This is a genomic window from Paludicola sp. MB14-C6 (assembly GCF_030908625.1).
GTDB lineage: Bacteria > Bacillota > Clostridia > Oscillospirales > Ruminococcaceae > Paludihabitans.
The window spans coordinates 2,883,869-2,908,836 of the sequence record NZ_CP133133.1 but is presented as its reverse complement, the minus strand read 5'-3'; the positions used below and the strand labels follow the sequence as shown (position 1 = coordinate 2,908,836).

The following is a 24,968-nucleotide window of genomic DNA, read 5'->3' as shown; positions in this document are numbered from 1 at the left end:
ACAAATTACATAAATTACATATGGAGGGCACATTATGAAAAAATATCAAAATGCCTTGACGCCGGAAGAGCTTAAGGAAAAAGAAGAACGCCAAAAATACGAAACAATGGAAAAATCAGATTCATTCAAAAAATTCTCACCTTTTACTACCCATCCCGTAACGAAATCCGGACCTTTTGCATTATCCGGTTTAGCGCAAGCATCTATTTTTCTTTTAAGCTTATTTGTTATATTAGGAATTATATCTGTTGTATTTCAAAAATGTCAAATTTAATTATAGAAAGGCTGATTTTGTGCATAGATTTGGTATTGTTCTAATATTTATTGCTATTGCATGTGTAGTTTCCGTTACCGTTTTTTTCATCAGCAAACTGCGTCGCTCGAAAAATGCAAATATCATTCATGTTCCCTTATTGTTTTTCGTTCTTGGGTTAATTTTAATTGAAGCTTTAATTTACCTTCCGCTTATTGATTTTATTTCTGACCAATATATTGATTATAAAGGCTGGACAATACTCATCATCTTTTTGTATATCATTGGTTTCACCAGTGGTCTTGCATTAATGAATTGGTATTTTGCAAGTAAAGTGACCATCAATGATTCTCATCTAACAATTCGCACGTTTTTTTATCGAACCTATAACCTTGCATACGGAGATATTATTAACACAAGTTATCGATATGAATGTGTTTGTTTACACACCAACAAAAAAGTATTTCATATCTTTGAAGGCTGCGACGGATTGCGTATTCTTCTTACCATTTTAAGAAATAATAATGTTCCGGTTGAACAATTACCAAGCAAATTTCTTACTGACAACGCAAGCTCCATCATTTTGAAATAAATTCATAGGAGATGACATCTTGTGGAAAGAACAAATAAATGGTTTCATTTATTGTTGATTTTAAGTGGTATTTTTATTATTGGATTCATTATTATTTTAATATGCCTTGGTTATCCAGAAAAAATCAGCCATCAATTCTACATCGTACTATCTTATTGTAAACAAGTTTGTTTCTTTGGATTTCTCTTTTGCATCACATTATGCGGCATTGTAAAAAGCATTCTCAATGATCTGGAATGGGAATTAGCAAGCATTTTATGTAACATCGAAGAAATAAAAAAGCAACTGGGAGATGACAACAAATGTCAGAATTAAATAATGTAAGTCTTGATTTAAAAGGATTGAAGATTGTTTTACTGGGAAACCTGTTGTTAATAATTAGTTTTTTCTATAACGGTCCTGCAATAATTGTTGGATTTATAAGCAATATTATCATCTTAATTGGACTTACAGAATTAACACATTACAGCAATCATTTTCAAAAGACAATATCATTCACAATCTTAAATATGGTGTTAAGCGCTGCAAGAATTAACCAGCCTCAAGTCGATATTGGTGAGTTACCTCTGTACTATTTCATTGTTATCCTTATTCGTTTTGCAGTTAATATTGCAATTTACTATTTTATATGGAAAGGCATCGCTGAACTTGGAAACATGGTAAACAATAGAGGCGTTTCTCACGATGCTAAAGTATCCTTCCGCTTTTTTTCCGTTTTAACGATAATAGAAGCTGTTTCGCTCATTTTATACTGGATTAACTCCAATCAATTATACTTTTTCGCAACATTATTGTTAGTAATCGTATATATAACTCAAATATTATATTTCATTACTCTTAAGCAAAGCTATCGGTCATTGAAAAGTCGGGCTATAATTTCATTGGGAGATGGTGAGGAATGGATGAATCACAGCAATGCCAGCTTAATGTAAATGGCTTAGATTTTATATTTTGGGGTTATTGCCTTATTTTTGTGGATATTCGTATTAGCGGATACGATATCTTACCTAATTTTATAGGATATGTGTTGATAATAATCGGATTAACAAAGTTAAGCCACTATCATCAACATTTTATTATTGCTACTTTTATTGCACGCATTCTGTTTTTGCTTAGCCTGTTTGACTTTTACAAGGTTAATGAAGTAATGTCTAATTTTGCCGGTATCCCCGCCTTAATTGGTCTTACCCTCAGCATATGTCTCTACTACCACTTAATTTACGGCATTATTGAAATTGCAAAGCTTATAGAAAATTTACAAGTTCAAGAGGATGGTCGTACTGCATATCATTGGTTGCTTGGAATTAACATAATAATGATTATAATTATTATCTCTTCATGGTTCTATGCTCCACTGATTTCCTTACAAACTTTAGTATTTATTATAGCAGGATTGTTAGTGGATATATTATTCTTATGTTACTTAAAGCGTAGTCAAAACGCATTGCATGGCAAATCCATACTGATAAATGAACCAACCATTGAATACAATTGGCATTCACCACTTAATCATATATAATTATACCAAAAACGAGCCTTTTGAAATACAAAAGACTCGTTTTTTGGTTGCTTTTTGCTTATTAAGCTTCGGTAAAAATGTATCAAAAAATTACTTATTAGCTTTTAAATAATCTCTGCCTAAAGCGTCTGCTGTTAATAAAGCATTGTAAAGTTGTTCTGGGGTAACATCACCAGGCATATTATGAATGGTTTCACCTTCTACACATGCTTTTTCAGCGGCAATCATAACTCTCTTAGAATCTGTCACACCAACTTCTTCTAATGTAAGAGGAAGTCCAACAGAATAACAGAAATTCATAACTTCTTTTACTTCATTTTTTGGAGCTGCTTCTAAAATCAATTGTGCTATCGTACCGAATGCTACTAAACAACCATGCATCGTTTTTTCACATTCTTCTAATGCTGTAAAGCCGTTATATACGGAGTGTGCAACAGCAAGTCCACCATTATCAGCACCAACGCCGCTTAAATAAGTGTTTGCTTCAATAATTGCTTCTAAAGCAGGAGTTAACAGTTTTTGTTCACAAGCCATTTTTGCTTGAGCACCGTATTCCAATAAGGTTTCGTAGCACAATTTGCATAATGCCATTGCTGAACGTGAAACACCGCCGTTTTCAAGGCTTGGAGCATCTGTTTTAACACACGCACGTGCTTCAAAATAAGTACCCAAAGCATCTCCCATACCTGCAACTAAAAATTTAGCGGGAGCGTTTGCAATCACTCTTGTATCAACAATTACCGCCTCAGGATTTCTTGGATAGAATAAATAGCTGTTAAAAGTTCCATCATCATTATAAATAACAGAAAGGCCTGTACATGGAGCATCTGTAGCAGATACTGTTGGTACAATAGTAACAGGTACTTTCTCGTAGAATGCAGTAGCTTTGGCAGTATCAATTGCTGAACCGCCGCCTATACCTACAACAACATCAATATTCTTTTCTTTAACGATTGAACGCATCTTCTCGATTTCTCCAACGGAGCTTATTCCTCCGAAAACTTCATATTGACGAAATGCATTCGAATTTTCAAAACTTTTCTCTATTTTATCGAAACAGCTTTTATATCCACTGTTTGAGCAAATAAATAAAAATTTATTGCCTAAATCTTTGGTTTCGGAATAAAATTGAAGTAAAGAATCCTCACCTTGTACATATTTAAGTGGTGCACGCATTAACTTTGTTCTTGCCATTCAAAACTCTCCTTTTTTAAGTTAGCTGTGTTAACTTTTTTCACAATTATAGTGCATTGATAAATAATTGTCAATGTTATCGAATATGTATATTCCATATACCTATTCTAATTGTTTATTTAGATAAGACCGCTATATAAGTGTGTTATTTTATTATCATTATTGTTTATATACAACAAAGAAATATATATGTAAAGTACCCATTATTGTGAATTGTAACAATAATGGGTACTTTACATAATTATTCGGTTTAATGATATTATAATCCAAATCAATTGACATAAGTATAATTTGTACTATATCACTTCCATTTTTAAATCATCATACAAGCAAATAGAAATAGATGAAAAATGAGTTTTCATTAGATTTTCTAACATATATAATACAGGAGCTTCTGTGTAATGATGGCCTGCACAAATTAGGGTAATATCGTTGTTAATTGCGTCAATCACAACATCATGGTCTACTTCACCTGTTACCAATACATCAATATTCGCATCTATCACAGATTGCAAATAATCATCGCCTGAACCTCCACAAACTGCTACGCTTTTCACTTCTTTGCTTCCGTTAACTACTTGCACAAACTTTGCTTTCAGCTTTTCCTTAACTTCTCTTGCAAATTCAGTTCCACTCATAGGATGTTGTAAGTTGCCCATACGAACCACTCCATCGCAATTCTCTAATACCCTTACATCTTGCAAAGACAGGCGCTTTGCTAAAATATCATTCACACCGTCTTGAGCAATATCTAAGTTTGTGTGTGCACTAATAACGCTGATGTTATTTTGAATTAACTTGAAAACACGTTCATTACTCGTAACTGTTTTCATCGCATGGAAGATAATAGGATGATGTGTAATAATCAAATCTGCTTTCTTTGCAATTGCCAAGTCAATTACTTCGTTGGTAATATCCAAAGCGATGATACATTGTGATACGGTTTGATTCGGTGTACCGACCAATAAGCCACAATTATCAAATCCCATAGCAAGCGAAAATGGACTCATTTCATTTATTTTTTGATAAATATCTTGAACAGTTATCATAATGGTTCTCCTAATATGTTAATTGAGTTTTTTGAAAAAAGAACGTGGGTCGCTCCTTATAAGTTTGCTATTCGCTGACAAGCGAACATAGTTCGTCGCTACAATCTTTATTTTACCACAATTTGCTTATAAAAAACAAGAGGATGAAGATTATATGTCCTCACCCTCATCATTATGCTTACATAACTTCAAATGCATCCGTTAATAAAACATGATCTGCATTATCGGAAACCATTACTTCAAACTTACCAGGCTCGACCACCCAATTATAATCGACACTTAGAGTTCTAAGCTCTTTAAAGCCTAATTCCATTGTAACCGTTTTTGTTTCATTTGGTTTCAAGCCTACACGTTGGAATCCTTTTAACTCTTTAATTGGTTTTACAACAGAGCTATAGCAGTCGTTGACATAAAGCTGTGCAACTTCTTCGCCATAACAATTGCCTGTATTGGTTACATCAAATGTAACGGTTACTGTTTCATCAGGTTTGATTGTATGAGCAGATAGCTTTAGATTAGAATATGCAAATGTAGTATAGCTTAGTCCATATCCAAACGGATATAGTGGATTCCAATCCATTTCAACATATTTTCTTCCACCTGCGGGTTTTCTGCTATAATGGCATGGAATTTGTCCGACAGTACGAGGATAAGACATAGATAGTTTACCAGAAGGATTTACATCACCGAATAATACTTCAGCAATTGCTTGACCACCTTTTTCTCCTGGAAAACCTGCTTGAAGAATGGCTGGAATATTCTCATCTTCCCAAGTTGCAGACACAGGACGTCCTGTTTGTAACACTAACACTACAGGTGTTCCTGTTTCATAGATTGCTTTTAAGAAATCTAATTGTTGACCAGGTAAATCCAAAGTTGTACGGTCGAAGTTTTCGCCACTTGTTTCCTCAGAATCACCTAGTGCTACGATTGCAACATCAGCTTCTCTAGCCGCTTCTACAGCTTTATCAATTGTTTCTTCTCCTTGATCATAACCAAGAATCACTCGTACACCACGTGCATCATTTCGAAATTCTACTTTCAAATCATATTCTCGGCCACTTTCAAGTGTGAAATCAACCATTTGATTTGCATCTTTTTCTTCCCAACCGTCTACAACCAATTCGTTATCAATATATAATCGCATACTATCAAGGCTGCTTAAACCAATACGACCTGTAAATGTTTTTTCAACACTTAATCTAGCTGTCCAGCGAACGCAGAATTGTTTAGAATCAATACATTCATCCGGTTTTAAGAAAATCCAATTAAAATTGATTTGTTGATCTAAACGAGTCATAACTGGTTCACCGGAGAAATCAGGTCCGTTAAAATACTCACCTTTAAATCCAAAATCATCTTTACCTGTTCTTGCCCACCAACGTGGTATTGGTTTAATTTCAGAGCCTAAGATATTACAGCCCTTTTCATAAATCACTTCAGTTTCATCAGATACAATAGATTTTACACCATCTAGTAAGCTCAACGCATGGTAGCCGCTTGGCTCAACACAATAATCACCTAGAACAGGTTTATTTGCATTTGGTCCTAATACTGCAATTTTCTTAATATCCTTTTTCAAAGGTAACATATTATCTTTATTTTTCAATAAAACCATTGCTTTTCTTGCAATTTCAAGTGCTGTATCTTGATGTTTTTGGCAATGGACTACCTTTTCTTGCAATGTTTCATCTATATATGGATTTTCAAAAAGTCCAAGCATAAACTTCACACGAAGCATACGACGAACAGATTCGTCTATATCTTGCATTGTTATTTCGCCTTCATCTAATAACTCTTTCATTAAGGTTCTGTATTCTTCGTGGGAATAATCTGCAAACTGAACATCTACGCCAGCTTTTACTGCTTTTTTCAAAGCTTCTTTTGGGGTTGCAGCAGAATAGTGTGCGGTATGCTGCATAATAATAGCTGTCATATCTGCACGCACAAAGCCTGGCATACCAAATTTACCTCTTAAGGTGTCTGTTAAAATATCGCGATCACTTACAACGGGGATACCATCAATTGAGTTATAAGAACACATTGTATTGGTAGCTTTACCTTCCATAAATGCTTCTTCAAAAGGAGGCATACAGTAAGCATGAACATCATGACGTCCCATAGTTGTTGGTGCGCAGTTTAAACCACCAATCGGATTACCGTAACCTGTGAAATGTTTTAATTCAGATGCAACGGTATCTTGGCGATTTAAGCCCTCTCCTTGTAACCCTTTTACAACTTGTACACCCATTTTTGTTGTTAAATAAGTATCTTCGCCATAGGTTTCTTCGGTTCTTCCCCAGCGTGGATCTCTTGCTAAATCAAGAACAGGTGCGAATACTTCGTGGAAGCCATAGCTGCGTGCTTCTGTTGCAATGGCTCTACCCATATCATAGGCTAGTTTTGGCTCAAAGGTTGATGATAAAGTTAATTGCTGAGGAAAATTGGTACATCCAGGACGAAATACACCATGTAATGCCTCTTCATGAATGAAATATGGAATTCCTAAACGAGTATGCTCTTGGGCATATTTTTGTAATACGTTAAACACTTTTGCATTGGATTTTCTGGATTTTAGCTCTTGTAAGCAGTAATTCCGAGTTTCCTCGTCAATCTTATCCCAATCAATGCTCATAATATCAGGATCGATTTCGTTGAATTTTTCTTCTAATGTCATTAGTGACAACAAATCGTTAATACGATCTTCTATTGGTAAGCTTTTATCTTTATAGCCCATTTTTGTTTCCCCTTTTTTCTCAAATTTATATAGTTCTATCATAACTAGTTTTTGCAATGTGCGCAATAGCATTTTAACTTTTACATGTAATAAAAATTAAATATTGCATTTCTCCTTTTGTCGTCTTATATTTTACATTTACTATACCGCCACATTGCTAAAAATAACCCAGTACAGATTTTTCTCTATACTGGTTCAATATTACTACATTATTTTCTTATAATCATTTCTTCTGCATTTTTCAGCATTAAGTCCGTAATTTTATCTGTCGACATGATTCTTGCTACTTCGTGAATACGCCCATTATAGTCAAGTTTTGTTACATCAGTAAAGGTTCGATCATCTCTGCTTTCTTTTTGAATTAAGAAATGATGATCGCCCAACGCTGCAATTTGTGCGGAATGGGTAACGGCAATTACTTGACGATTCTTCGCAGCTTGACTAAGCTTTAACCCAATTTTCTGTGCCGCTCTGCCACTCACGCCCGTATCAATTTCATCAAAGATTAAAGTTTGAATTTCATCTTTGTCTGCAAGTGTATTTTTGATTGCAAGCATAATTCTAGAAAGTTCACCACCTGATGCGATTTTTGCAATTGGTTTTGGTGGCTCGCCTTTATTGGTAGAAATCAAGAATTCAATTGCATCTTGCCCTTTAGCATTTGGTTTTACATGATCTTGTTTTACTTCTAAGCTTACATTTGGCATATCTAAAAATTGCAATTCGGATGTAACAGATTGAATAAATCGTTTTGAGGCAATTTCACGCTGTTTTGTAATTTCATTCGCAAGCTCTAATAGTCGTTGATATTCTATCGTCCCCTGTTTGCTCAATTCTGCTAAGCGTTGATCTGAAAGCTCTAAGGATTCTAACTCTTGTTTACATTCTTCTGCATAAGATAAAATCTCATCTATAGAATCGCCATATTTTCGTTTTAACTTATGAATTTCATCGAGTCTTGTTTCAATTGCATCTATGGTATTTTGATTAAAATCAAATTCATCCAGTTGATTTGCAATGTCAGCTGCAACTTCTTCCAGTTCTGCGCTCAAACCTTCAAGTTTTGTATAAATTACGTTTGCAGGTTCATATACTTCTGTTATTTCTTCAAAAGATTGGGTTGCAGTTTGACATAATTCTACTGCGCCCCCTTCATCATCAAGCCCACTTAAAGCTTGATAAGCCGCTTGTAATCCTTCGATAATTTTTGTTTTATTTTTAATTTCATTTTGCTTTGCTTCTAGTTTAACATCTTCGCCCGATTTTAAAGAAGCAGATGAAATTTCATCAATTTGATAGGTCAATAAATCAATTCGTTGTGCTTTTTCTTGCTCATTTACTGAAATCTTTTTCATCTCACGTTTAATTAATACAACTTGTTTAAAGCAAGCATGATATTGCTCAAGCAAAGACGTATAATCGCCATATTTATCTAAAATATCAATATGACGTTCCGGTGCCAACAAAACTTGATTATCATGTTGTCCATGAATATTGATAAGCTCTGTCCCAATTTCTCGTAAAATAGCAACCGTTACGGGTTTTCCCATAATTCGTGCCACACTTTTTTGATCTGCAGATATTTCTCTGGTTATCAACAATTGTTGCTCATCTAAATAATCTTGCTCATATCCATATTCCTTCAGCTTCTCGAAAGCCGATTTGCTGATGTCCGTAAAAATTGCAGTTATCGTTGCTTTTGAAGTATTATAGCGCACAATTTCTTTTGAAGTACGTTGACCTAAAACCACATTGATAGCATCAATCACAATAGATTTACCTGCTCCTGTTTCGCCAGTAAATACATTTAAGCCAGTCCCCAATTGAATACTGGTTTTTTCAATAACAGCTAAATTTTCAATGTATAACTCACAAAGCATAATTGTGACCAATCCTTTCATTTGATGCCATTCCGCTATTCTGTCGTGTCACTAGGAACGCCTATTTTTCAAGCATCTCCAATATTTTTTCTACTAATCTCTTCGCAGAATTTTCCGTTCTCATTAAAATAAAAATGGTATCGTCTCCTGCTAATGTACCAACTACATCTTCTAGATGCATTGTATCCAATGCAGCGCAAGCTGCATTCGCCATTCCAACATGGCATTTTAATACAACTGTGTTTAATGCATAATCCACAGATACCGTTGCTTCCAAAAACACAGATTTAAATTTAATCGAATTCTTCTTTGTAATATAATCTAATCTTTGCGTATAACGATATTTTCCTGTTTCTGTCATTGTTTTTACTAAGTCAAGTGTTTTAATGTCACGAGAAACAGTAGCTTGCGTTACATCATATCCAGCTAGCTTCAATTGCTCAAGCAAGCCTTCTTGTGTATAGATTTCTTGTTTGTCAATGATATCTAATATCACCTTATGTCGCCTTGTTTTCATAATCTGTTCGTTCCTTTCCAAGTAATTTGAAAGAATGTATTATATTAAATAGTTGCCATTTACGGGTTCGTTGTTATGCAATTTAAATTTTTGATCTAATACTTCATAAAATTGCTTTTTGTTCAGGTTAATCAGCTTCACTGTTTGAGGGCTTCTCATGATTTCAAGAAAATCATTTTTCTCAAGTTTTGCGCCTTGTTCACCATCTATCGTAATATAAATAGGATGTCTATTATATACGCAGCTACGCGCCATCAAGACTTTATCATCTGAAAAAATAACCGTTCTTTCAACTAAGGAATGGGGACAAATTGGTGTCATAGAAATACTGTTAAGCGCCGGTTCGACAATTGGCCCACCCGCTGAAAGTGCATATGCTGTAGAACCTGTAGGTGTTGCAAAAATGACTCCATCCGCTCGATATGATGCTACAGGATTATCATTACACAGCACTTCAAGATCAATAATTCTTGATAAAGCTCCATTGGAAATCACCACATCGTTTAACGCAAGATATTCATTTACTGCTTCTTCCGTATAATGCAAGCATCTTAGCATCATTCTGTTTTCAATCGTATAATCTTGTTCTACTAAATGTTTCAATAAGTGTAGTTCTGACATTTCTAATCCAGCCATAAAGCCAAGCCTGCCAACGTTAATTCCCAGCAACGGTTTATCATATGCTACTGCATGCTTTGCACTATGAATAATCGTACCATCACCACCGATTGCTATCACAACATCTGTGCTATAAATTGCTGTGTAAAAATCCAAAAATTCAACTTCCGTATTCGGAAAGTCTTCATCTCCTTCAAAAAAATGACGGTATCGATTATCAATTGTTGGCATGATATTGTATTCGATTAACTTGGAAATTACTCTTTGCGTACATTTTTGTGCATTTGGCTTGTCCAAATTTGGCATAAGAAATGCTTTCAACTAGTTCACCCCTATTTTGAATCAATAATATTGTTATTTTAAACTATCATGAGAGCATTTCACCATAGTTTCAACTTCATCAAAAGATAGCTTATGTCCTTCTTCTGATTTTTGAATATAATACAAGTATTCAATATTCCCCTCAGGACCTTTAATAGGAGAAAACGTTGCTCCAATTAAAGAAAATCCGCAAGTAGGAAGAAAATCATATATTTTTTTACACACTTCAATATGAGTGGATAATTCACGCACAACGCCCTTTTTACCGACTTTTTCTTTTCCTGCTTCAAATTGTGGCTTCACCAAACATAATCCTTGTCCATTATCATTGATTAGCTTTGATAAAACTGGAAGCACTAAAGTTAATGAAATAAAAGACACATCTATAGAAGCAAAATCTAACTTTGTTTTTATCTGTTCATCTGTTACATATCGAATATTGGTACGTTCCATATTGACAACACGTTCATCTGTACGCAAGCTCCAAGCAAGCTGACCATATCCAACGTCTACGGAAAAAACTTTTGATGCACCGTTTTGTAACATACAGTCGGTAAACCCTCCCGTAGATGCACCAATATCCATACATACCTTACCTGTTAAATCCAATTGATATAAATCGATTGCCTTTTCCAGTTTGAGCCCCCCACGGCTGACATATTTTAAGCTGCCTTTCAGCTCAATTTCGGAATCGGCTAAAACTGTCATTCCTGCTTTATCGCAACGCTCATTTCCTATAAAAACATTTCCTGACATTATCAATGCTTTTGCTTTTTCTCTGCTTTCGCATAGTCCTTTTTCAACAAGTAATAGATCTAATCTTTTCTTTTCAACCACTTTATTGCTCCTATTTCAATCTTCTATTTTGCGTTTATTATCCATTCTTTTATGGAATCTTTATCAAGCCCCAAAGAAACAAACGCCTCATTTACGCTGCTTTGTGGAACAAACGATTCAATTGCTCGAATATGGTAGCTGCCTTTATAGCCTTGTTCTAATAATAACGCACCAAAATGTTCGGCAATGCCGCCTGTTTGAATTGCTTCTTCAACAAAGTATACATTTTTATATTCGTTTGCAATACTGATTACCTTAGTATCTAACGGAATAATTTGAGTGAGCTTTAGCAGTGATATATTATTTCCTTGCTGATTTAGCTCTTGCACTGCGTCAAAACAATTAGAAGTCATTCTTCCATAAGAAATAACAAGCGTATCATTTCCATTTTGTTTGTGTTCATATTCAGTAGTAGGTAAAAAAGTATGCGTTACTTTTGCGCTTCCTCTTGGGTAGCGAACAGCAACCACACCTTGATCTTCTGTAATCGCTTTTTGCATACAAAGTGAAGTTTCTTCGTAGCCTTCAGGTGAATACACCTTTACGTTTGGTATATGATTTAAATATGCAGTATCAAATATGCCTTGATGGGTTTCACCATCTTCTCCGACAATACCTGCTCTATCAATTGCCAATACAACGTGTTGTTGTTCAATTGATATATCATGGATTATTTGGTCGTAACCACGTTGCAAGAAACTTGAATACACCGCAAAAACAGGTATCATTCCTTGACTTGCAAGTCCACCAGCAAAGGTTACTGCGTGTTGCTCAGCAATACCAACATCAAAAAATCGTTCTTTATGTGCTTGATAAAAATTTTGTAAGCCTGTTGCATATTTCATTGCCGCAGTAATTGCGCAAATACGATTATCTTCATCAGCAACTTGCTTAATTGTCATTCCGGAAACAAAAGAATAGGTATCTTCGTTTATAGAATCATCACTACCAACAGACGGATCAAACGTCGCTGTCGCATGATATGCCCCCGGATTTTCTTCCGCAAACGGATAGCCTTTTCCTTTTATTGTTTCAACTTGAATCAGTACAGGTCTTTGCAGTTCTTTTGCACGCCTTAATACCAAAATAAGTTCTTCTATGTCATGACCGTCAGTTGGGCCTAAATAGCTAAAGCCAAGCTCTTCAAAAAACGTAGAGCGATAAATCAAAGTTTTTAACATTGATTTGGAGCTTTCTAACCAATTGCGTATTGGTTTTCCGATTAACGGAGTATGAAGTAATATCTTTTCGATAGTTGATTTTAAATTTAAGTAACCCGGTCTTGCACGAATTGTTGCAAGATAACGAGCAAATGCACCAACATTTTTTGAAATGGACATATCATTATGATTTAATATTAAAATTAAGTTGGTACCACTTCTTCCAGCGTTATTTAACGCTTCGTACGCTTCTCCGCCTGTAAATGCGCCATCACCGATTACTGCAATTGCATGGTTTGATTTGCCTTGAATTTGTAACGCTTTTGCAATTCCCAAAGCAGCAGAAATTGAAGTAGAGCTATGTCCTGCAATAAAGGCATCGTGCTCACTTTCTTTTGGCTTTGGAAAGCCGGAAATTCCACCCTTTTGCCTCAAAGAAACAAATTGCTCTTTACGATTAGTTAAAAGCTTATGGGTGTAACATTGATGTCCTACATCAAAAACTATTTTATCTTCCGGTGACTGAAATACCTTGTGCAAGGCAACTGTTAACTCAACCGTTCCCAAATTTGAGGCTAAATGTCCACCTGTTTGAGATACCGATTCCAACAAAAATCCTCGAATTTCTTCGCATAAAGGTACAAGCTGCTCTTTTGAAAGCTTTTTCAAATCATCCGGTGTATTAATATGATTTAAAAGTTTATATTCCATTAATCCTCCATCATTTTAACGCCCTTTTCTTTCAATAGCGCTTCTATGTTATAAATATAACGAAAACAAGTAAGCACTTGCCGATATACAGCAACATTCACTTGATTTTATAAAATGGAGTTTTTCCCCACAAAAACATAATTATTTATCGAACCAGTTATGTTAGTAAACCGGAATAAGAATTGCAACTAAGATGCCAAGCATAGCGCCACCCATAACTTCAAGAGGAGTATGACCTAAAAATTCTTTCAGCTGATTCTTATTCTTTGGAATATAGATAGCTTCGCCTTTACTCTCATTGTTTTTTTTGACAATTAAATTGATAACTTTAGCATGTTCGCCTGCAGCTCGCCTTACTCCCATTGCATCATACATAACGATTGCAGAAAGTAAAAACGAAATTGCAAATAAAGGTGATGCAAATCCAACTGTTTTAGAAACAGCAATTGTTAATCCACAAACTGATGCAGAATGGGCACTTGGCATACCGCCTGCACCGAATAGACGTTCCAAATCCATCTTCTTTGTTGTAATTAGATTTAATAATGTTTTAATTACCTGTGCTGAAATCCAAGATATCACCGCTACATTCAACACATAGTTACTAAACAAATCACTTATTTTTGTCATGCTTTACCTCCAAGTATGAGATTAGTATGTTCTATTCAATAACTTATTTGTTAGCTCGATTAAATATTGATTCCCACGAAACTCAGATAACTGTTGCAATGCTTGTTCGGTTGTTTTATATGCAATTTCTTTTGCGCTTTCCAATCCATAAAGGGAAACAAAAGTAGTTTTTTGATTTTCAGCATCGCTTCCGATTGGCTTACCTAGCGCCTTTTCATCACCGATTACATCTAAAATATCATCAACTATTTGAAATGCAAAACCGAGTTGCTTTCCATATTCAGCACATTTCTTCTGAATATCAGAAGATACTTCGGCAGCAATTGCGCCTAACTCACAAGCAGCTGTAATTAAGGCTCCCGTTTTTTTAGCATGTAATTGATGCAAAGTTTGTTCGGAAATCAGTTTTCCTTCATTTTGTAAATCAATTACTTGACCACCTACCATGCCATCCATTCCCGCATGATTCGAAAGTACTTTAACAGCTTTAATACAAGCTTGCGGTGATTGCATACCGGAACTCCATGCAGAAGCAATTGTTTCAAATGCAAGCGTTAACAACGCATCACCTGCCAGTAACGCATTGGCCTCTCCAAATTTTTTATGACAAGAAGGTTGTCCCCGTCTCATGTCATCATCATCCATACAAGGAAGATCATCATGGATTAAGCTATAGCAATGAATCATTTCAATTGCACACGCAAACGGTAAAGCTTTTTCAATATCGCCGCCATTCACTTTACAAAATTCCAACACTAAAATAGGACGGATTCGTTTTCCACCAGCACTCAAAGAATATAGCATTGCTTGTTTCACAACATCATATTCTTCACCCGTCGGTATAATATAGCTTTCTAATGCAGTGTTAATCATGTCCCTGTATTGATTTGTTGTTTGTTCGTAATTACTCACTTTTACTCTCAGCTTTCAATTCTTCTATTTTTAACTTCGCAGTTTTTAACTCTTTATTACAAAATGCAGTTAATTTTACGCCTTGTTCGTAAACTTGAATCGATTGCTCTAAGGATAATTCGCCTTTTTCCAAGCTGGTAATCAACTCTTCAAGCTGCAACAATGCTTTTTCAAATGTCAATTCTTCCATTATAATATCCTTCCTGTTTATATATTAAACGGTAAATATACTGAAATTTTTATCGTAATCATTATAAGCAAACTCTTATTTTGCATTGATTCACGTAACTATTTATTTATATCTTGTACTGCAGATATTATTTCGCCATCACGCAATTTGGTAATTATTCTTTCCCCTTTTTGTATTTCATCTATTGATGATACAAGTCCTTTTTCGGAGTATGTAATAGAATATCCCCTTGTGATAACTTTTAAAGGGCTTAAAGCCTCTAACATAGAAACATCTTTATGGTATCGTTGTTCACAATGCGTTTGGATATTATCCATAGCAAGCGTCAAACGCTGAACCTTTGCTTGGAGCTCTTGCTCACCTTGTGCAATTTTATTGGATGGTGAAAGCGTTACAAGCCTTTGATAAGATGCTTTCAAGCCATCAAACCGAGCCTTTAAATTATTGACTGTATAGCGATCGAAATAAGCAGATAGCGTTTCAATTTGTTTATAAAGCTGAGAAATATCAGGGGCACAAAGCTCTGCCGCTGCAGAAGGAGTTGGTGCCCTTAAATCAGCAACAAAATCAGATATGGTAAAATCAATCTCATGGCCAACAGCAGAGATGATTGGAATTTTGCATTCATAAATAGCCATTGCTACTTTTTCATCATTAAAAGCCCAAAGGTCCTCAATTGAGCCGCCACCACGGCCAACTATCAAAACATCAATATCGTCAGTTTGCTCAGCAATTTGAATTCCCGAAACAATCGAATCCGGTGCATTTTCACCTTGTACTAACGCAGGAATTAACACAACAGTACCAAGCGGATAACGCCTTGTTAAGATATTTAATATATCTTGTAATGCGGCACCCGTTTTAGAAGTAACAATACCGATTTTTTGAGGCATGGTTGGTATCGGCTTTTTATGCGCTTCATCAAAAAGTCCTTTTGCAGCTAGCTTTTGCTTGAGTTGTTCAAAAGCTAAATACAATGCTCCAATTCCATCGGGCTCAAGCGTATCACAATAAAATTGATAAGCTCCATCACGTTCAAACACCTGAACACTACCCGTTACAATAACATTCATACCATTTTCCACATCAAACTTTACTTTACTTGCATTTCCTTTGAACATGATTGTTTTAATAGAAGAAGCATTATCTTTTAATGTGAAATAAAAATGGCCTGTCTTAATATGATTTGTGAAATTCGAAATTTCACCCTTTAACGTGATATTACGAAGATTTCCGTCACTTGAAATCAAATCTTTTATATATCGATTCAATTGTGAAACACTAATTGCATTGTCCATTTTCATTATCCTTTATTGCTGTAATGATAGATACCCCAGCAGCGTTATCTGCTGAAAATTCAGGACTAGCAAATAGTCCGTTATAATTGTTGCTCATGTACTCTTTTATAATTGTATTAGACATAACTCCTCCGGCATATAGCAAAGGAAGTTGTCCGTATTGTTCTTGTACCCCTTTGGTCATTGCTTCTAAAGAAGATTTGATATATTCAATTACATAGCGAGCGATTTCTTCTTTGGAAACACCTTTTTGATACATGGTTTCACATTGGTTTTGCACACCGGACAAATGAATATCGTGACCTTTTAGGGTCGGTTTTATCTTAAATTTTTTATTGCATTGTAATGCTAATTCAGTTAAGGCTTTTCCACATGGAAATTGCAAACCTAGCATAACTCCAACTCGATCAATTAATTGACCTGCGTTTAAATCGAGCGTTTTTGCAATTAAAGTAACATCAAACAGGTTATTCTTTGGTTCTACCAATAAACATTCTGTCGTTCCACCTGATACATGAAATGCTAAGAATTTATTATTTAGTAAATCAATTGCAGACGCACTGTATAAAGCTGCTACAATATGTCCCTCTTGATGAGAGCATTCGTATTTTTTCACACCCAATACGCTTGCAATAGAAGAAGCTACTAAATCTCCGACTAAAAAAGCGGGCATATAAGAACCTTCTACTGAGCGTGGACGAGTGGAAACGCCGACCGCCTTGATTGGATATTTTTGTTCACGAAACAACTCTTCAATTAGATGGTGTAGTTGTTTTACATGAGCAAAAACTGCATCACTTTGACGCAACCCAACGGCATTGGAAGCAACCGGTAAAAGACGTTTTTGCATGACAATTTGATTGGTATTACTATGAAATAAGCTAACAGAAGAGGTATAATTGCTTGTATCGATTCCAAGATAATAAGCCATTTTATTTGCGTTCCTTAGCTACAGATGAAAGAACTCCGTTTACAAAAGCAACATCATCTTTCAATGTAAATGTTTGAGCAATTTTAACCGCTTCACTGATAATAATATCAATATCCATATCGTTAGAGAACATGATTTCATACATTGCCACTCTTAAAACAGCAAGAGAAACTTTTGAAATACGACTGATAGACCATTTCTTTAAATGTTTTGAAATTTCGCTATCAATCACCTCTTTATTTTCATCTACCCCTTTAAATAATGTAATTACAGAATTGTCAATTTCAATGTTGCCACATTCTTTTGCTAATTCAACGATTTCATCAATTGAACCCGTATTAAAAATACGCTCGAAAGTAAGAATAAAAGCAGATTGGCGCATCTGATGTCTTGTCATATTTTTATTTCCTCATTCCTTATAAGTATCAAAAAGCTAACCCTCAATCACCTTCGAGAGTTAGCTTTCGTTTATTGTTCGTTTACAACGTGTACACCTGTTACATAAACATTGACCTTTGAAACCGCAATTCCGGTCATGTTTTGTACTTGATCTTTCACAGTAACTTGAACTTGCTCACAAACATCTTTGATTTTATGGTTCATATCAACCACAATTGCAATATCAATTTGTGCAGTATCTGAAGCTAAGTTAATTTTTACAGACTTTGCAACAGAAGGAGTTGTTAGCACACTGTATTTACTCGGAAGAATTGATAATGAATGAACTCCATCAATCTCTTTAATTACATTTTGCGCAATAATTGAAACAACCTCTTCAGAAATATTTAAGCTACTTTGTGTTTTTGACTTATTCGTATCCATATTTGTGCCTCCGTTACAGCATACTTTTCAAGATAAGTATACTTGACATATACTTATTTATATTATACCACAAAATATGCAAGACACAACACTTATTTTATTTCGCTTATAGAAACGTTTTCGCCTTTAATTTTTGCTTCGGTTACAATTATATTTTTAATCTGCGTTGCTTGGTTTTGATCAAGACCTTTTGTTTTTACAACTACAGTAGCATTTGTAGCTGTTAAGTAAACGATACAATCTTCATAGCCTTTGGATTTAATTATGTTCTCAACGTTGGTTTCTGCTTCTATAATATCTGTAATAGACATTGCTTTAGCGGAAGCTTGCTTTTTATCCGCCTCTGTCAATTTTTCGTTGTCAAGAATCGTTGATATTGTTTGAATGGCTGTATCACGAGCCTTTGTTCTTGAAAGTCTTGCTTTTACAAAATAATTTTCATCAACAATTGATTTTGCGCTAACTAGTTGTGCATCGCCTAGCGTTTTTGTTTTGCTACCTGTATCTGCTGTACTTGCTGTTGCGTTTGCCTTCTTGGTTTCATCCTTCTTTGTATCAGCCTTAGAAGCTGTATCTTTCTTTACATCAGTTACAGAAGCTGTATCATCTTTAACTGCTAAACCTGTGGCATCATCAATTACTTTGTCTTTATCTGCTGTAACATTAGATTGCAATTTGTCGGTTGCTTCAAAATCTTTATTTGCAAATGCAAAGTTCAAATAAACCGCAACGCCAAGAATAAGAACCAATGAAGCTAGAATAATTTGTTTTTTGCCTATGATAAAGTTTGCTTTCATCTCTAATTCCTCCTATGTAATACCAATTTGCTTTAAAAGAAATATCATCTCTTCTAAATGAGTATTTGCCTTATATTGATTTCTTTTATTCCATCTTGCCTTATGGATTCAGTTTGGAAACACAAACACTGTTTGAACCGATACCCAAAGCAGTTTTTACGGCATCTGTAACGGCTTGTTGAATTGCTACATCATCTCCTCCTTCACAAACGATTACGACACCTTTTACCGTTGGCTCTAGCGTTGTTCGAAGTAAAGCTGTTTTTCTGCCATTTTCGTCTTCAACTATAATGGTTTTTTGTTCGTAATTATCACGTTGCTGAACAGTTTGCTCGGTCCCTGCTGCACCATTTGTTGTATCGGTGTTCTGTTTTTCTTCTTTTACATAAACATACTCAACACCGTTTTTTAGAGTAACCATAACTTTTGCTTTGCCGACTCCATGAATAGATGTAACAAGGTTCAAAACCTCTTGCTCCAATTTCTTCTTGTAGTCGTTTATTGGTTGTTCTTGGACTTTCGTTTGCGTTGTTTTTACTTTTGGAGGAATAATCGAGGTTAAACCAATCAGCACGATACCGATAAGCCCCAAAACTACTAAAATGATAATTTTTTTATCACCTTTTATTAAATTAGTCAACTTCATTTTTTGTCACCTCTTGTTTTTGTTATACTAATTCCATTTGAAATAATCCGTGATAATTTAATGGGAATTAGTATGAGTCCTTACCTTGATTGCTGTTTAACTTGACTATGCTCGGAGTTACCCCAACCTCCCTTTTTACAAGACTTTCTATCTTGCTCACTTTATTTTCTTGACTTGCATCTATGTAAACCATCAACTTACTAATAGATATGTTATTATCAGCTGTTTTATTAACAAATACCTCAATTTTTCTTACTGAAATCTCTTCATTTTTTAAATATCGCTCTAATGTACTTGCTATATTTTTTTGAGCTAGTGAAAAGAACTGTTCTTCAACTGCTTTATCCATTTTTGTATTGGTTTGCTCCATAACCATATTGTTAAAATCCACACCAAAATCAATTTTCGAAGTAAAAAATGGAGAGATAATACTAGTTAGAAAAAATAAACTTATAGCAAATTTCAACACCTTATCTAGTTTGGAATCAGGTATAAGCATTGAAAAAATAGATGTCACTACGAGTGTAATACACATTGACATTCCAATTGTTCGAATTCCTTCCATTTCAATTACTCCTTTTTTTATACTCTGTGTATCACAGGCAACGGTCTTGACCGTTCCAAAGAGCATCACTTTTTTACTTGGTTTATTGCCTATCTTTAAAAATGAGTTAGCTTACTCCAGTGCTTAAAGAAAGCATGATCGTTAGAGATACCACAATCAACACAAAAAAGACAAGCAAAATTCCGAGTATTAACGATAATACTGATGACGCCGACTTCATAAGTGAAGTAATTCTTGGTGTATCCAGCATATCGCTGATTGCACCTGTTATAGTTAAAGAAAGCTGCATTAACAAGATAGTTATAATGCTTGGTAAAAATGCTGCGACGATTGTTATAATTCCAAAGCTTCCCAATGTCGACTTGATTACGCCCATACAACCCTGAACTGAGTTTAATGCTTCACTGATTGCACCACCTACAACAGGTAAAAAGGAACTGATTCCAAACTTAGCAATTTTCATAGAAACAGTATCTGTTGCAGTTGCTACAATGCCTTGCACTGTTAATAAGCCAACAAATACAGTCATCAAGAAACCTAATATCACAATAACTGTTGTTTTTACGGTTTTTGCAATTCCTTCTATGTTAATTTGTGTGGAAGCTGATCCAATCAAGCAAAATGCAAGATAAATTGCTAATAACGGAACCAAAACCGAAGCTGCAATCCGAGATACTACCTGAATTACTGCCACTAATGCTGTGTTGTAAGAAATTGCAGACACAGGCTTACCCGATGCGGTAATGATTCCAACATAAACAGGTATGAAACTTAGCATAAAATTACTTACTTGCTTTATCAGTTGTGCAGTTTTGGTAATTAACTGAGCAATCGGAATGATAATTACTGTTGCAATACAAATAACGGATACTACAGAAAACACCTTTTCATATGCCGCATTATTAAAACCGGTTTTTAATGAATTTAATAGGGCACATAAAAGCACTACGCCGATACCTGAAAGTAAAATCTGTATTGGTTTTGCAAGAGAGTCCTTTATTGTAACCCACAGATTTCCAACGAACTCAAAAAAATTCATTTTTAAAAACTTGTTAGAATCAATACTATCAATATCATTGTTTTCTAAAATGTCTTTTGCGTCATCCGGTACAGCTGAAAATAACTCGTTTGCTCCACTTTGACTTAACAGTTCATCATATTGCTGTTGATATTCCTTCATGGATTGCTGAGCCTGTTTGCTTAACGAATTATCACTCGTTTCCTTATCATCAGCGTAAACAGGTACTGAAAAAAACAATATCAGCAAAGCGCTGTAAAGTAATATTCTATGTATGAGTTTCATTTAAACCTCCTGCTTTTCAAAAATCATTTTAATAACTCGTGTTTATGAGTTTAAAAGCAATCTCAACTAAATTTTCAAATAAAGGCAACGAAATAATGACAATAAACACCTTGCCGCAAAGTTCAACTTTACTTGCTATTGCAGTTTGTCCTGCATCACGACAGCTATCACTCGCTAACTGAGTTACATAACAAACTCCCAACGTTTTAATAATTGCTTTTGTATACTCATTGTTTATAGCGGCTCGCTTCATTAAGCTTTGCATTGCTTCAAAAGCCGGAACCAAGCTAACAAGTATCATTGCAAATAAGACGAGCCCACAGGCTAAAGACACCAACATCGCATACTCGGGCTTATATTGTTTCATTAAAATACAAATGGCTGTTGAAACAATTGCAATTCCAATAATTGCGTATATATTCACGCTTTCACATCCTTAACCTATGTTTTTACACTCTATTACAACCCAAATAGAGTTTTTACAGCATCAAACAAATCCTTAATTTCATAAATAATCATCATTAAAACCACAATTAAACCCGCAAGTGTTGTCATCATTGCTTGCTCTTCTCTTCCAGAACGAATGAGTAATTGATTTAGCACGGCAACAATGATACCTACAGCAGCTATCTTAAAGATTAAATCTACATCCATTGCTTTTCGCTCCTTTATATCACTAATATGGCTGCAGCTATTCCACTCAAAATTCCTAATGAACGGTAAAGCTTGCCCATTGTTTTGTTCTGTTCTATTGCCTCTTCCAGTTGCTGCTTCATCATTGTTTCCAATACCAATATTCCGCTTAATTGTGCTTGTGCATCATATACTCCTAAGACCTCTGTTAACTGATTTAAAGCTGTGTAATCATCTTGTTCTAATGCAAGTTGCTGTTTACATTCCGATAAACTTTCTTGCCATACAATCGGAAAGTTTATGTTCGTTTCCATCTTATCCTTACAGCGTCTTAAAAAACTTAACTCTTGCAGACTTTCACTTTCTGCAAGCTTGGAAATAAGAAGCTTTGTAGGTGTTTTTTCATATTCAAGATATACTCTGATTCGTTGGAGCATTATCGTTAGTAAATCAAGCTGTTTCACTCGCTTTTGAAATCGCTTACTGAATGCAAATCCAACATATGCACCAACAAAGATAAAAAAAGGGCAAAGTATTATTTTAAGCACGCATAAAACTCCTTTCCCTTTTGGTTTGAAGCTATATGGTTTTGTTCTGATAATTCCATATTAATAATCTCTTTTACAACACATGGTTTATCACTGCCATGTAACAAAATAATCCGTTCAAATGCACCCTCGTTCACTAATTCATATATATATTTCTTTCTTCTTAACTCTTCCATTGAACTTGCATGGGTAGTTGCAATAATGACAACACCTGCGTTTAACCCTTGACGAATGGAATATGCATCGTCATAACTACCTATTTCATCTAATATAATTGCTTTCGGCGACATAGAACGGATTGCAATTGTCATCCCTTCACCTTTTTTATAACCGTCTAATACGTCTGTCATTATTCCAACATCGTTTTGCGGTACTCCGCTTTTAACTGCTGCTATTTCCCCTCTTTCATCAATTACAGAGATTTTTATATAAAAACCTAATATTCCATCAGACAGTAAACGAGTACAATCACGCAATAATGTAGTTTTGCCGCTTGCAGGAGCGCCTACAATTAATGTTGAGTATAAACGATTACTATAAAGAGACTGCACTAATGATTTGGCTACTCCTTTTACTTGTCTTGCAATTCTTAAGTTAATGGAACTAATATCCGATATGGAAATAATCTTGTCCCCCGAAAGAACACAGCTTCCTACAATTCCTGCACGATGCCCACCTTCGATTGTAATAAAGCCCATGTTAATTTTATCGATATAGCTATGAACTGAATACTCCGTTAAAATATGTAGGCATTCTTCCATTTCCTGTTTTGATACAATATATATATTTGATTGAAAATTACAGCTAAGTTGTCCACTTTTTGTTAGAAACTGATCACCTTCAAAAGTAGCTAAAACCAATGGTTTGTTGATTCGAAGGCATATTTCCCTTACTGTTTGTTGAACATTATTGGGAATCATTCGCAATAGACTTGCAATATTTTTGGGGAGTCCTAACAAAGCTTGTATATATTTTTCATCCATCCTTTTATCCTCCTTGAGATTGTCCTTATGGAGAATAATATGAACGATTCAATGAAAATAGAACAGATTTTAAATATAAATTGGTTAAATACACACTAGAAGCTATTAGTTGACTTTAGAGGAATGATAAGATATAATAACAATTAGTATATTTGCTATATTTTACTTAATGTTTATAAAGTTGATGCAGCTGAATTTGGAGGCACTGACATGATGAATAAAATTATTGTTGGATCAGACAAAAAATCCACAGTATTTATTGGGAGCAATTTTCTTTGGGATATTGGCTTTTATATTCCTACACAACATAGCAACTCAAGAATTGCTATAGTAACAGATGATATTGTTGCAAAAATTCACTTAAATACAGTTATATCAAGTCTTGAAAAATATGGATTCAGCCCTGTTATTTTTGTTATGCAGCATGGTAAAGAAAATAAAACTCCAACAATGTTGTCGCAAATCATCAAATTCTTTAGCATAAATATGATTACAAAATCAGACTTAGTTATCGCTTTGGGCGGGGGAACAGTTCACGACATAACCGGCTATGCTTCTGCAATTTATAATCTAGGAATTAACTTTATTTCCATACCAACAACGTTTTCTTGTATGATTAACAATTCCATTGGTGGTTCTGTATATCTCAACACACCATACCGCATAAATCAAATAGGTATGGTGCATTTTCCCGTAAGCGTTTTCATTGATATTGATACTCTTTCCACCACGCCGACATATCAACAGAATGTTATCAGCCCACAGGCAGTTAAATACGGATTTATCTTTGACAAAAGAGTTTTATCTGTTCAGCTTAGTACTTCTGAGCCAGAATTATTGCTTAATTACATAACACAACTTATACGAATTAAAAATAACATTTTATTTATCAACAGTACTATTATTAATCCACTCATACTAGACTTCGGAACCACAATAGGTGAAATAATCGAAACGCATTCCAATTATAAAGTAAGTACTGACGAAGCTATGGCTATTGGCATGGCAATGATGACAAGGCTTTCAGAGCAAAAACAGCTTACAAGATCCGGTACTTATCAAATGTTATTGGAACGGTTAAAAAAAATCAATTATCAAGTTCAGTATGAATTGCCCTATGATTATTTTATGAAAATGATTATGAGTGATAAAAAATTTGATGGCGATGTTTTAAATATCATTATTCTAAAAGAAATACAAAAGCCCCAAATTCATAAAATAAATAGAAAGGAAATTTCAAATTTCTTTGAAGACTTATTTAAATGAAATATATATTATCAAACACATTAAGTACTATTGAATAATAGATATAACAAAACCAC

Annotated in this window: 29 protein-coding genes; 6 read left to right on the top strand and 23 right to left on the bottom strand. The window is 34.7% G+C overall.

Annotated elements, in window-relative coordinates:
- Window positions 1–34 precede the first annotated feature (34 nt).
- From RBG61_RS13815 to RBG61_RS13795, 5 genes are read left to right on the top strand one after another with little or no spacing between them, the layout of a single operon-like run.
- On the top strand, window positions 35–274 hold the full coding sequence (locus tag RBG61_RS13815) for a hypothetical protein (protein ID WP_307944453.1): 240 nt from the start codon (window positions 35–37) through the stop codon (window positions 272–274).
- A 19-nt stretch (window positions 275–293) separates the two neighbouring features.
- Window positions 294–845 (top strand): hypothetical protein, encoded by a 552-nt coding sequence (locus RBG61_RS13810; protein WP_307944451.1) that lies wholly within the window; start codon window positions 294–296, stop codon window positions 843–845.
- 21 nt (window positions 846–866) lie between these two features.
- Window positions 867–1,160 (top strand): hypothetical protein, encoded by a 294-nt coding sequence (locus RBG61_RS13805; protein ID WP_307944450.1) that lies wholly within the window; start codon window positions 867–869, stop codon window positions 1,158–1,160.
- A complete protein-coding gene (locus RBG61_RS13800; RefSeq protein WP_307944449.1) occupies window positions 1,148–1,777 on the top strand; it encodes a hypothetical protein in 630 nt (209 codons plus the stop codon). Before RBG61_RS13805 ends, RBG61_RS13800 begins: the two co-directional genes overlap by 13 nt.
- Entirely contained in the window at window positions 1,744–2,364 is a 621-nt protein-coding gene (locus RBG61_RS13795; RefSeq protein ID WP_307944448.1) for a hypothetical protein, read from the top strand. The genes RBG61_RS13800 and RBG61_RS13795 overlap by 34 nt, the downstream gene beginning before the upstream one ends.
- A gap of 90 nt (window positions 2,365–2,454) precedes the next feature.
- Here the strand turns inward: RBG61_RS13795 and RBG61_RS13790 are convergent, their stop codons facing one another.
- The 23 genes from RBG61_RS13790 to RBG61_RS13680 form a co-directional block, all read right to left on the bottom strand.
- Complete coding sequence (locus RBG61_RS13790; RefSeq protein WP_307944447.1) at window positions 2,455–3,558, bottom strand: glycerol dehydrogenase; 1,104 nt, start codon at window positions 3,556–3,558, stop codon at window positions 2,455–2,457.
- Between the two features lie 296 nt (window positions 3,559–3,854).
- Entirely contained in the window at window positions 3,855–4,607 is a 753-nt protein-coding gene (locus RBG61_RS13785; protein ID WP_307944446.1) for a Nif3-like dinuclear metal center hexameric protein, read from the bottom strand.
- Window positions 4,608–4,785: 178 nt separating this feature from the next.
- On the bottom strand, window positions 4,786–7,344 hold the full coding sequence (locus tag RBG61_RS13780) for a glycoside hydrolase family 3 C-terminal domain-containing protein (protein WP_307944444.1): 2,559 nt from the start codon (window positions 7,342–7,344) through the stop codon (window positions 4,786–4,788).
- Between the two features lie 209 nt (window positions 7,345–7,553).
- Complete coding sequence (recN, locus tag RBG61_RS13775; protein WP_307944442.1) at window positions 7,554–9,245, bottom strand: DNA repair protein RecN; 1,692 nt, start codon at window positions 9,243–9,245, stop codon at window positions 7,554–7,556.
- A gap of 40 nt (window positions 9,246–9,285) precedes the next feature.
- On the bottom strand, window positions 9,286–9,741 hold the full coding sequence (locus RBG61_RS13770) for an arginine repressor (RefSeq protein WP_307944440.1): 456 nt from the start codon (window positions 9,739–9,741) through the stop codon (window positions 9,286–9,288).
- 39 nt (window positions 9,742–9,780) lie between these two features.
- A complete protein-coding gene (locus RBG61_RS13765) occupies window positions 9,781–10,680 on the bottom strand; it encodes an NAD(+)/NADH kinase (RefSeq protein WP_307944438.1) in 900 nt (299 codons plus the stop codon).
- 33 nt (window positions 10,681–10,713) lie between these two features.
- Window positions 10,714–11,517, bottom strand: coding sequence for a TlyA family RNA methyltransferase (locus tag RBG61_RS13760; protein ID WP_307944437.1), 804 nt, complete (start codon window positions 11,515–11,517; stop codon window positions 10,714–10,716).
- A gap of 23 nt (window positions 11,518–11,540) precedes the next feature.
- Window positions 11,541–13,388, bottom strand: a complete 1,848-nt coding sequence (gene dxs / locus RBG61_RS13755; RefSeq protein WP_307944436.1) for a 1-deoxy-D-xylulose-5-phosphate synthase — start codon at window positions 13,386–13,388, stop codon at window positions 11,541–11,543.
- Between the two features lie 162 nt (window positions 13,389–13,550).
- Window positions 13,551–14,018, bottom strand: a complete 468-nt coding sequence (locus RBG61_RS13750; RefSeq protein WP_307944435.1) for a divergent PAP2 family protein — start codon at window positions 14,016–14,018, stop codon at window positions 13,551–13,553.
- Between the two features lie 21 nt (window positions 14,019–14,039).
- Window positions 14,040–14,930: a polyprenyl synthetase family protein gene (locus RBG61_RS13745; RefSeq protein ID WP_307944434.1), complete on the bottom strand. Its 891-nt coding sequence runs from the start codon at window positions 14,928–14,930 to the stop codon at window positions 14,040–14,042.
- Window positions 14,923–15,120, bottom strand: coding sequence for an exodeoxyribonuclease VII small subunit (gene xseB, locus RBG61_RS13740; RefSeq protein WP_307944433.1), 198 nt, complete (start codon window positions 15,118–15,120; stop codon window positions 14,923–14,925). Before xseB ends, RBG61_RS13745 begins: the two co-directional genes overlap by 8 nt.
- 98 nt (window positions 15,121–15,218) lie before the next feature.
- Window positions 15,219–16,418: an exodeoxyribonuclease VII large subunit gene (xseA, locus tag RBG61_RS13735; RefSeq protein ID WP_307944432.1), complete on the bottom strand. Its 1,200-nt coding sequence runs from the start codon at window positions 16,416–16,418 to the stop codon at window positions 15,219–15,221.
- The gene (locus RBG61_RS13730; protein WP_307944431.1) at window positions 16,402–17,349 is read right to left on the bottom strand and encodes a peptidase M22; all 948 of its coding nucleotides are present in this window, start codon (window positions 17,347–17,349) and stop codon (window positions 16,402–16,404) included. The genes xseA and RBG61_RS13730 overlap by 17 nt, the downstream gene beginning before the upstream one ends.
- Window position 17,350: 1 nt before the next feature.
- Complete coding sequence (gene nusB / locus RBG61_RS13725; RefSeq protein ID WP_307944429.1) at window positions 17,351–17,746, bottom strand: transcription antitermination factor NusB; 396 nt, start codon at window positions 17,744–17,746, stop codon at window positions 17,351–17,353.
- 71 nt (window positions 17,747–17,817) lie between these two features.
- Window positions 17,818–18,171 carry an Asp23/Gls24 family envelope stress response protein gene (locus tag RBG61_RS13720; protein WP_307944428.1) on the bottom strand — a complete coding sequence of 118 codons (354 nt, stop codon included), beginning with the start codon at window positions 18,169–18,171 and terminating at the stop codon, window positions 17,818–17,820.
- Window positions 18,172–18,263: 92 nt separating this feature from the next.
- The gene (locus RBG61_RS13715; protein ID WP_307944427.1) at window positions 18,264–18,968 is read right to left on the bottom strand and encodes a SpoIIIAH-like family protein; all 705 of its coding nucleotides are present in this window, start codon (window positions 18,966–18,968) and stop codon (window positions 18,264–18,266) included.
- Between the two features lie 100 nt (window positions 18,969–19,068).
- Window positions 19,069–19,614: a stage III sporulation protein AG gene (locus RBG61_RS13710; protein ID WP_307944425.1), complete on the bottom strand. Its 546-nt coding sequence runs from the start codon at window positions 19,612–19,614 to the stop codon at window positions 19,069–19,071.
- A 67-nt stretch (window positions 19,615–19,681) separates the two neighbouring features.
- Window positions 19,682–20,179, bottom strand: a complete 498-nt coding sequence (locus tag RBG61_RS13705; protein WP_307944424.1) for a stage III sporulation protein AF — start codon at window positions 20,177–20,179, stop codon at window positions 19,682–19,684.
- Between the two features lie 106 nt (window positions 20,180–20,285).
- Window positions 20,286–21,482, bottom strand: coding sequence for a stage III sporulation protein AE (locus RBG61_RS13700; RefSeq protein WP_307944422.1), 1,197 nt, complete (start codon window positions 21,480–21,482; stop codon window positions 20,286–20,288).
- 28 nt (window positions 21,483–21,510) lie between these two features.
- Window positions 21,511–21,906 (bottom strand): SpoIIIAC/SpoIIIAD family protein, encoded by a 396-nt coding sequence (locus tag RBG61_RS13695; protein ID WP_307944421.1) that lies wholly within the window; start codon window positions 21,904–21,906, stop codon window positions 21,511–21,513.
- A gap of 35 nt (window positions 21,907–21,941) precedes the next feature.
- Window positions 21,942–22,136, bottom strand: a complete 195-nt coding sequence (spoIIIAC, locus tag RBG61_RS13690) for a stage III sporulation protein AC (protein ID WP_307944420.1) — start codon at window positions 22,134–22,136, stop codon at window positions 21,942–21,944.
- 14 nt (window positions 22,137–22,150) lie between these two features.
- Window positions 22,151–22,663 carry a stage III sporulation protein AB gene (locus tag RBG61_RS13685; RefSeq protein ID WP_307944418.1) on the bottom strand — a complete coding sequence of 171 codons (513 nt, stop codon included), beginning with the start codon at window positions 22,661–22,663 and terminating at the stop codon, window positions 22,151–22,153.
- Window positions 22,651–23,646, bottom strand: coding sequence for a stage III sporulation protein AA (locus tag RBG61_RS13680; protein ID WP_307944417.1), 996 nt, complete (start codon window positions 23,644–23,646; stop codon window positions 22,651–22,653). The genes RBG61_RS13685 and RBG61_RS13680 overlap by 13 nt, the downstream gene beginning before the upstream one ends.
- Window positions 23,647–23,856: 210 nt before the next feature.
- Between RBG61_RS13680 and RBG61_RS13675 the strand changes: the two genes are divergently transcribed.
- Window positions 23,857–24,912 (top strand): iron-containing alcohol dehydrogenase, encoded by a 1,056-nt coding sequence (locus RBG61_RS13675; protein WP_307944416.1) that lies wholly within the window; start codon window positions 23,857–23,859, stop codon window positions 24,910–24,912.
- Window positions 24,913–24,968 lie beyond the last annotated feature (56 nt).

Excerpts from the sequence above, each read along its gene's own strand:
- RBG61_RS13815 (WP_307944453.1), top strand. The coding sequence starts at position 35 with ATGAAAAAATATCAAAATGCCTTGACGCCGGAAGAGCTTAAGGAAAAA.
- RBG61_RS13800 (WP_307944449.1), top strand. The coding sequence starts at position 1,148 with ATGTCAGAATTAAATAATGTAAGTCTTGATTTAAAAGGATTGAAGATT.
- RBG61_RS13795 (WP_307944448.1), top strand. The coding sequence starts at position 1,744 with ATGGATGAATCACAGCAATGCCAGCTTAATGTAAATGGCTTAGATTTT.
- RBG61_RS13790 (WP_307944447.1), bottom strand. The coding sequence starts at position 3,558 with ATGGCAAGAACAAAGTTAATGCGTGCACCACTTAAATATGTACAAGGT.
- RBG61_RS13785 (WP_307944446.1), bottom strand. The coding sequence starts at position 4,607 with ATGATAACTGTTCAAGATATTTATCAAAAAATAAATGAAATGAGTCCA.
- RBG61_RS13780 (WP_307944444.1), bottom strand. The coding sequence starts at position 7,344 with ATGGGCTATAAAGATAAAAGCTTACCAATAGAAGATCGTATTAACGAT.
- recN (WP_307944442.1), bottom strand. The coding sequence starts at position 9,245 with ATGAAAGGATTGGTCACAATTATGCTTTGTGAGTTATACATTGAAAAT.
- RBG61_RS13770 (WP_307944440.1), bottom strand. The coding sequence starts at position 9,741 with ATGAAAACAAGGCGACATAAGGTGATATTAGATATCATTGACAAACAA.
- dxs (WP_307944436.1), bottom strand. The coding sequence starts at position 13,388 with ATGGAATATAAACTTTTAAATCATATTAATACACCGGATGATTTGAAA.
- RBG61_RS13750 (WP_307944435.1), bottom strand. The coding sequence starts at position 14,018 with ATGACAAAAATAAGTGATTTGTTTAGTAACTATGTGTTGAATGTAGCG.
- xseB (WP_307944433.1), bottom strand. The coding sequence starts at position 15,120 with ATGGAAGAATTGACATTTGAAAAAGCATTGTTGCAGCTTGAAGAGTTG.
- xseA (WP_307944432.1), bottom strand. The coding sequence starts at position 16,418 with ATGGACAATGCAATTAGTGTTTCACAATTGAATCGATATATAAAAGAT.
- RBG61_RS13730 (WP_307944431.1), bottom strand. The coding sequence starts at position 17,349 with ATGGCTTATTATCTTGGAATCGATACAAGCAATTATACCTCTTCTGTT.
- nusB (WP_307944429.1), bottom strand. The coding sequence starts at position 17,746 with ATGACAAGACATCAGATGCGCCAATCTGCTTTTATTCTTACTTTCGAG.
- RBG61_RS13720 (WP_307944428.1), bottom strand. The coding sequence starts at position 18,171 with ATGGATACGAATAAGTCAAAAACACAAAGTAGCTTAAATATTTCTGAA.
- RBG61_RS13715 (WP_307944427.1), bottom strand. The coding sequence starts at position 18,968 with ATGAAAGCAAACTTTATCATAGGCAAAAAACAAATTATTCTAGCTTCA.
- RBG61_RS13710 (WP_307944425.1), bottom strand. The coding sequence starts at position 19,614 with ATGAAGTTGACTAATTTAATAAAAGGTGATAAAAAAATTATCATTTTA.
- RBG61_RS13705 (WP_307944424.1), bottom strand. The coding sequence starts at position 20,179 with ATGGAAGGAATTCGAACAATTGGAATGTCAATGTGTATTACACTCGTA.
- RBG61_RS13700 (WP_307944422.1), bottom strand. The coding sequence starts at position 21,482 with ATGAAACTCATACATAGAATATTACTTTACAGCGCTTTGCTGATATTG.
- spoIIIAC (WP_307944420.1), bottom strand. The coding sequence starts at position 22,136 with ATGGATGTAGATTTAATCTTTAAGATAGCTGCTGTAGGTATCATTGTT.
- RBG61_RS13680 (WP_307944417.1), bottom strand. The coding sequence starts at position 23,646 with ATGGATGAAAAATATATACAAGCTTTGTTAGGACTCCCCAAAAATATT.
- RBG61_RS13675 (WP_307944416.1), top strand. The coding sequence starts at position 23,857 with ATGATGAATAAAATTATTGTTGGATCAGACAAAAAATCCACAGTATTT.